Source organism: Streptomyces sp. NPDC014882, assembly GCF_043081325.1.
Taxonomy (GTDB): domain Bacteria; phylum Actinomycetota; class Actinomycetes; order Streptomycetales; family Streptomycetaceae; genus Streptomyces.
The window spans coordinates 629,211-636,286 of record NZ_JBIBWL010000003.1 but is presented as its reverse complement, the minus strand read 5'-3'; the positions used below and the strand labels follow the sequence as shown (position 1 = coordinate 636,286).

Sequence of the window (7,076 nt, the reverse complement as noted above, 5' to 3'; positions counted from 1 at the left end):
CCCCCCGGGACTGACCACCACCCCGGCCGACGGACGGAGTCCGGCGCGGCCTCAGCCGCGTTCCACCATCGCCTCGATGCCCGCGACCAGCAGGTCCAGGGCGAAGGTGAAGTCGCGGTCCAGCATCTCCGCGACCGTGTCCCCGCCGCGGGCCGCCATGAGGTTCCTGGACTCCTCGACGACCTCGGCGGTCCGCGGCGCCTCGGTCGCCTCGCTCATGGAGTGCTGGAAGTACTCGTCCGGGGTCATGCCCGCGTCCGCGACCCGGCCGAAGAAGTGGCCCTCGATCGTGCCGTAGCCGTACACGAACTGGAAGACCGCCGCGATCGCGCTCGTGATGCGGTGGTCGGGCAGGCCCGTGCGGCGGACCACCCGCTGGACCGTGCGGGAGAAGACCAGGGAGTTCGGCCCGATGTTGAGGTACCGCCCGGTCAGCGGCGACAGCCACGGGTGCCGCACCAGCAGGGTCCGGTAGGCCGACGCCAGCGCCCGCAGCCGCCCGCGCCAGTCCTCGTCCGCCGCCTCCGGGTCGGGCAGTCCCAGTTCGCCGTAGGCCGCGTCCAGGGCGAGTTCCAGCAGGTCGTCCTTGGTGTCGACGTACCAGTAGAGGGACATCGCCGTCACGTTCAGCTCGGCCGCCAGGCGGCGCATGGAGAACCCGTCCAGGCCCTCCGCGTCCAGCAGCCGTACGGTGGCCCCGGTGATCCGGTCCCGGTCGAGCCCCGACGGCTGGCTTCCGCCCCGTCCCCGGCGCGCCCTGCCCTCCAGCCACACGCTGGTCCGCCCGGCCTGCTCGGCAGCCTTCGCCATGGCGCACCTTCCTGGGGTTCTCCGGGTCACCGCTGATGACGATGCTAGGCGGCACCACGCGGGGAGGGGCGGTGACCGCGGTCACCGCCCCTCCCCGGCCGCCTCCCGGGCCACCTGCCGGACTCAGCCGGCCGTCTCGCGCGTCAGGTCGTAGAACGTGGCCGAACCGACCGTGATCTGCTGGAAGTTGGCCTCGACCCACTCGGTGATCCGTGCGGACGCGCCGTCGGCGCCGCCGCCCGTGCCGCCGCCCGATCCGCCGCCGATGAAGTAGTGGATCCTGCCGTCGGCGACGTACTGCTGGAACTGCGCCGGCGTCGGGGACGGGTCGGTGCCGTTGAAGCCGCCGACGGCCATGACCGGGTCGCCGGTGGCCAGCTGGTAGCTCGCGGCGTTCTGGGAGCCGATGGCCGCGGCGGCCCAGGTGTACCGGTCGGAGTCGGTGTCCAGCAGCTTCCTGGCCTCGTCGGTGACGGTGGCGCCGTTGATGAGGCCGCCCATGCCGCCTCCGCCGCCGCCCGCCGGGCCGGCTTCGCCGCCGGCCTGCCCGCCGGGAGCGGTCCGGCCCTGGCCCTGTGTGCCGTCGTTGCCGTTCTGCTGACCTGGCATGCCCCCGCCGGGGAAGCCGCCGTTCTGCCGGCCCTGCCCCTGCCCCTGGCCCTGGCCCTGGCCCTGGCCCTGGCCCTGCCGGCCGGGCGCGCCGCCGCCGGGGAAGCCGCCGGCGCCGGGACCGCCCCGGCCGCCGCCCATCACGGACGCGCCCGCCGGGCCCGCCGTCGGGATGGATCCGGTGTGCGCGGAGTCCACGGTGCTCAGCGTGTACGCCGTCGGTCCGGCCAGCGCCGCGACCACGCTCACGGCCGCCGCCGCGAGGGCGGTCCGCCGGGTCAGCCGGCCGGCGAAGACCAGGCCGAGCGCGCCCGTCAGGCCGCCGACCAGCACCAGCCACTTCAGCCAGGGCAGATGGTCGGGGGTGCGGTCGAGCAGGACGTACCCCCAGGCCGCGGCGGCCACCGAGGCGGCGGCGAGGGTGAGCGACGCCCAGGTCTCGGACCGCCTCTCCCACAGCAGGCCGGTGCCCATGCCGATCACGGCGGCCAGGTAGGGGGCCAGCGCGACCGTGTAGTACTGGTGGAAGATGCCCGCCATGTAGCTGAAGACCACCGTGGTGATCAGCAACGAACCGCCCCAGACCAGGAACGCGCCCCGGGTCGCCGAGGTCCGCTTCCGCTTGCGCGTGGCCACCAGGCCCGCGACCAGCAGGATCAGCGCGGCGGGCAGCAGCCAGGAGATCTGGGCGCCGATCTCGGAGTTGAACATCCGGTCCCAGCCGGTCTCGCCCCACTGCCCGGTGCCGCCACCGCCGCCGCCACCGACGCTGCCGGTCTCGTCGCCGCTGAGGCGGCCGAGCCCGTTGTAGCCGAAGGTCAGCTCCAGGAAGGAGTTGGTCTGCGAGCCGCCGATGTACGGGCGGGAGGAGGCGGGCCACAGCTCGACGACCGCGACCCACCAGCCACCGGAGACGACCAGCGCGGCCGTCGCCAGGGCCAGTTGCGAGAAGCGCCGACGCAGCGGAACCGGCGCGCGGACGGCGTACACGATCGCCAGCGGCGGCAGGATCAGGAAGGCCTGGAGGGTCTTGGCGAGGAACGCGAAGCCGATCGCGACACCGGCCCACACCAGCCACTTCGTGCGGCCGTCCTCCAGGGCGCGGACCACGAGGTGGCAGGCCACGGCCATCAGCAGGGCCAGCATGGCGTCCGGGTTGTTGAACCGGAACATCAGGGCGGCGACCGGGGTGAGCGTGAGCACGGCGCCCGCGATCAGGCCCGAGGCGGGGCCGAAGCGGCGGCGCACGGAGGCGTACACGACGGCGACCGAGCCGACGCCCATCAGCACCTCGGGGACGAGGATCGCCCACGCGTTCAGGCCGAAGACCCGCACGGACAGCGCCATCGGCCACAGCGCGGCCGGCGGCTTGTCGACGGTGATGGCGTTGGCCGAGTCCAGCGAGCCGAAGAAGAACGCCTTCCAGCTCCGGCTGCCTGCCTGCACGGCCGCGGAGTAGAAGGAGTTCGCGTAGCCGGAGGCGCTCAGGTCGTACAGGTACAGGACGCAGGTGGCGAGCAGCAGGCCGAGGAGGGCCGGGCGCGCCCAGCGGGGATCCTCGGGCCGGCCGCGCCACAGCCTGCGGGCGAGGGGCTGCTTCGGCTCGCCGGCGCCGGGGGCGGGGGCGGGGGCGCCGGGTTCCCGCGGCGCCGCGGGAGGGGCGGTCTCGGGCGGGCCCCAGGTGACCGGCGCGGCCGGGCCGTCGGCCGGCCGCGCCGCGCCGTCGAGGCGGGTGGTCATCGGGCGTCCCCCGGGTCGGTGTCGTGGGGGCGCACCGGCCGCAGCCGCATGGTGGCGTCCGCGGCCCCGCCGGCGCGGAACCGGTGCGCACCGCCGTCGTGCGGCGGAGTGGGGGGACGCGACGGGGTGTGGGGGTGCGGCGCGTGGGGGTGCGGCCGCTGCGGCAGCGCACCGGGGGCGGGGTACGCCGGTGAGGCGGCGGCCTGCCCCGGGGACGGGTCCGGGGCGGGGGCCGGGGGCTCCTCGTCGCCCCGCCGGTCCGGGAACACCCAGGCGCGGAGGAGGAGGAAGCGCAGCACGGTCGCCGCGAGGTTGGCGACGACGAGGACGGCCAGTTCGGCGGCGTGCGCCGGGTCGGACGTCGCCGCGTCGAGCGCGGCGAGGGAACCGCTGGTCAGGGCCAGGCCGATGCCGAAGACGACGAGCCCCTGGGCCTGGTGGCGGACGGCGCCGGTGCGGCCGCGCACCCCGAAGGTGAGCCGGCGGTTGGCGGCGGTGTTGGCGACCGCGGAGACGAGCAGCGCGAGCGCGTTGGCCGTCTGGGAGCCGGAGAACTGCCGGAAACCGCTGTAGAGCAGCAGGTAGAAGAGGGTGGACAGGCCACCGACGACGCAGAAGCCGACGAGCTGGCGGGCCAGGCCCTTGGGTACGTCCATGATCTCGCGGTCGCGGGGATCGTCGCCGAACGGCCTGGTCAGCCGGTCCAGGGGAAGCGAACCGGTGGCCAGCGCCCGGCCCACGCGCCATACCCCTTTCAGGTCGTCGGTCGCCGTCCTCACGATGTGCACCGTGGAGTCCGGGTCGTCGACCCAGTCGACCGGCACCTCGTGGATACGGAGACCGGCTCGTTCGGCGAGTACCAGCATCTCAGTGTCGAAGAACCAGCCGGTGTCCTCCACCAGCGGGAGCAGGAGTCGCGCCACGTCGCGGCGGATCGCCTTGAAGCCGCACTGCGCGTCCGAGAACCGGGCCTGGAGCGAGCCGCGCAGGATCAGGTTGTAGGAGCGGGAGACGAACTCCCGCTTGGCCCCGCGCACCACCCGCGAGCTGCGGGCCAGCCGGGAGCCGATCGCCAGGTCGGAGTGGCCCGAGATCAGCGGCGCCACCAGCGGCAGCAGCGCGTTGAGGTCGGTGGACAGGTCGACGTCCATGTAGGCGAGGATCGGGGCGTCCGAGGCCGACCAGACGGTTCGCAGCGCCCGGCCGCGGCCCTTCTGCTCCAGGCGGACGGACCGCACCTCCGGAACCCGCGTCTCCAGCAGCCGCGCCACGTCGGGGGTGCCGTCCGTCGAGGCGTTGTCCGCGATGGTGATGCGGAACGGGTAGGGGAACGTCCGCGTCAGATGGTCGTGCAGCCTGTGCACGCAGGGCCGGAGGTCCCTCTCCTCGTTGTAGACGGGGATCACCACGTCCAGGACAGGCGTACCGGCTGTGGCGGCCGGGAGGTGCTCCCGCGCCGGCAGGGTGCCGGGAGAAGAGTCGGTTCGCATGTCGACGACTCTCGTCAGGCGCCCTGTCGTACCCATGTGCCGGTGCTGTGCCGGCCCTGTGAGTCGCGTCGCCGGTCGGTTTCGGGCGCGGGCCGGGGCACAGCGGGGGCGAGGGCGGGCAGGTGCACGGTGAAGGCGGTCCGTCCGGGCACGCTGTCGACGGTCACGGCGCCGCCGTGCGCGCCGGCGACGGCCTGCACGATGGCCAGGCCCAGGCCGGTGGAGCCGGTGGCGCGGGAACGGGCGGAGTCGCCGCGGGCGAACCGTTCGAAGACGCGCGGGAGCAGGTCCGGCGGGATGCCCTGGCCGTCGTCCTGGACGTCCACGCACACCCAGGGACCGCGCCGCTGCACGCGCGCGGTGACGGTCGTGCCCGGCGGTGTGTGGGTGCGGGCGTTGGCGAGCAGGTTGACGAGGACCTGTTGCAAACGCGCCGGGTCGGCGGAGACCGGGGCGGGTTCCTCGGGGAGTTCGAGGCGCCACACGTGGTCGGGCCCGGCGGCGCGGGCGTCGCTGACGGTGTCGATGACGAGGGGGACCAGGTCGGTCTGCTCGAACCGGAGCGGGCGGCCCGCGTCGAGGCGGGCGAGCAGCAGCAGGTCCTCCACGAGGAAGGTCATCCGGCCGGCCTCGGACTCGATCCGGCCCAGCGCGTGCCGGGTGTCGGGCCCGACCCGTTCGCGCCCGCGGCGGGTCAGTTCGGCGTACCCCCTGATGGAGGCCAGGGGGGTCCTGAGTTCGTGGCTGGCGTCCGCGACGAACTGGCGGACCCGCGTCTCGCTCTCCTGGCGGGCGTGCAGGGCGCCGTGGACGTGATTCAGCATCCGGTTGAGCGCGGCGCCGACCTGGCCGACCTCGGTGTGCGGGTCGGTCTCGGACTCGGGGACCCGCTCGGAGAGGTTGACCTCGCCGGTGTGCAGGGGGAGTTCGGAGACCCGGGTGGCGGTGGCGGCGACCTTGCGCAGGGGGCGGGTGGCCAGCCCGACGAGCACGTAGCCGGCGATGACGGCGGCGCCGAGGCCGGCGGCGGTGACACTGACCTCCACGAGGATCAGCGTGTTGACGGTGCTGTCGACGGCGGCGGTGGGCAGGGCGACGTAGTAGCCGGAGCCGTCGTCTCCGTGCACGTACGTCACGAGGTAGTCGCCGAGGCCCGGGAGGGTCACGGTGTGGGTGCCGGCCAGGGGCACGCCCTCGAGGGCGGCCCGCTGGGACGCGCTCAGCGTGGTGGCGTTCATCCGCTGGCGGATGTCGTCGGAGACCCGCTCGGCGACGACGGCCCTGGAGACCGTGCCGTCGGCGGCGACCTCCGCGGCCACGGTCCGCTCCTGCGTCGGACCGTTGGTGACGAAGCCGTCGACGCGGTCCTCCGCCAGGGTCGTCTTGTCGCCGTCCCGGCCGAACGGCGGTCCCGACAGCCGCTTGCCGGCCTCGGCGACCTGATCGCCCAGCTGCTCGTACAGGTGCGAGCGCAGGGCCAGGGTCGTCACCGTGCCGATCACCGCGCAGACCACCGCGATCAGCACCACCGACGCCACGACGAGCCGGGTCCGCAGGGTGCGGGGCTTGCGGGGCCTGCCGAACCGCCTCCGCGCGTGCGGCCGTCGGCGCCCGCTCATGACGCGGCGGGCTTGATCAGGTAACCGGCGCCGCGCCGCGTGTGGATCATCGGCTCGCGCCCCGCGTCGATCTTGCGCCGCAGGTAGGAGATGTACAGCTCGACCACGTTGGCCTGGCCGCCGAAGTCGTACGACCACACGCGGTCCAGTATCTGGGCCTTGCTGAGCACCCGCCGCGGGTTGCGCATCAGGAAGCGCAGCAGCTCGAACTCGGTGGCGGTGAGGTGGATGTCGTCGCCGCCCCGCGAGACCTCGTGGCTGTCCTCGTCCAGGGCGAGGTCGCCGACGACGAGCACCGACTCGGAACGGCGGTCGGCGGCGCCGGAGCGGCGGATGAGGCCGCGCAGCCGGGCCACGACCTCCTCCAGGGAGAACGGCTTGGTGACGTAGTCGTCGCCGCCGGCGGTGAGGCCGGCGATCCGGTCCTCCACGGCGTCCTTGGCGGTGAGGAACAGGACGGGGACGTCGGGCAGCTCGCGGCGCAGCCGGCCGAGGACGGTCAGCCCGTCCATGTCGGGCAGCATCATGTCCAGGACGACGGCGTCGGGCCGGAACTCGCGGGCGGTCTGGAGGGCGCCCGTGCCGTCACCGGCGCTCCGGATCTGCCATCCCTCGTAGCGCAGGGCCATGGACAGCAGTTCGGTGATCGACAGCTCGTCGTCCACCACCAGCACGCGGACGGGGCTCCCGTCCGGCCTCAGCAGTTCGGTGCGCCCCTGGGGCGAGGTCGTGGTCATGCGGGACACCCTGTCGGGGTCCTCTGAGAACGCGCTTTCCGCCGTCTGTGATTTCCCTGAGAAACCCACAG

At 74.1% G+C, this 7,076-nt stretch carries 5 protein-coding genes; all 5 read right to left on the bottom strand.

All coding sequences use genetic code 11. The features are described 5' to 3' along the window. Nucleotides 1–51: 51 nt before the first annotated feature. The 5 genes from ACF09K_RS10785 to ACF09K_RS10765 all read right to left on the bottom strand — a co-directional run bounded on the left by ACF09K_RS10785 (nucleotide 52) and on the right by ACF09K_RS10765 (nucleotide 7,005). Nucleotides 52–810 carry a TetR/AcrR family transcriptional regulator gene (locus ACF09K_RS10785; RefSeq protein ID WP_392242310.1) on the bottom strand — a complete coding sequence of 253 codons (759 nt, stop codon included), beginning with the start codon at nucleotides 808–810 and terminating at the stop codon, nucleotides 52–54. Between the two features lie 123 nt (nucleotides 811–933). Continuing rightward, complete coding sequence (locus ACF09K_RS10780) at nucleotides 934–3,159, bottom strand: ArnT family glycosyltransferase (RefSeq protein WP_392242309.1); 2,226 nt, start codon at nucleotides 3,157–3,159, stop codon at nucleotides 934–936. Then, nucleotides 3,156–4,649, bottom strand: coding sequence for a glycosyltransferase (locus ACF09K_RS10775; RefSeq protein ID WP_392242308.1), 1,494 nt, complete (start codon nucleotides 4,647–4,649; stop codon nucleotides 3,156–3,158). The genes ACF09K_RS10780 and ACF09K_RS10775 overlap by 4 nt, the downstream gene beginning before the upstream one ends. Nucleotides 4,650–4,663: 14 nt before the next feature. Beyond that, nucleotides 4,664–6,268, bottom strand: coding sequence for an ATP-binding protein (locus ACF09K_RS10770; protein ID WP_392242307.1), 1,605 nt, complete (start codon nucleotides 6,266–6,268; stop codon nucleotides 4,664–4,666). Next, nucleotides 6,265–7,005: a response regulator transcription factor gene (locus ACF09K_RS10765; RefSeq protein WP_392242306.1), complete on the bottom strand. Its 741-nt coding sequence runs from the start codon at nucleotides 7,003–7,005 to the stop codon at nucleotides 6,265–6,267. Before ACF09K_RS10765 ends, ACF09K_RS10770 begins: the two co-directional genes overlap by 4 nt. Nucleotides 7,006–7,076: the final 71 nt, after the last annotated feature.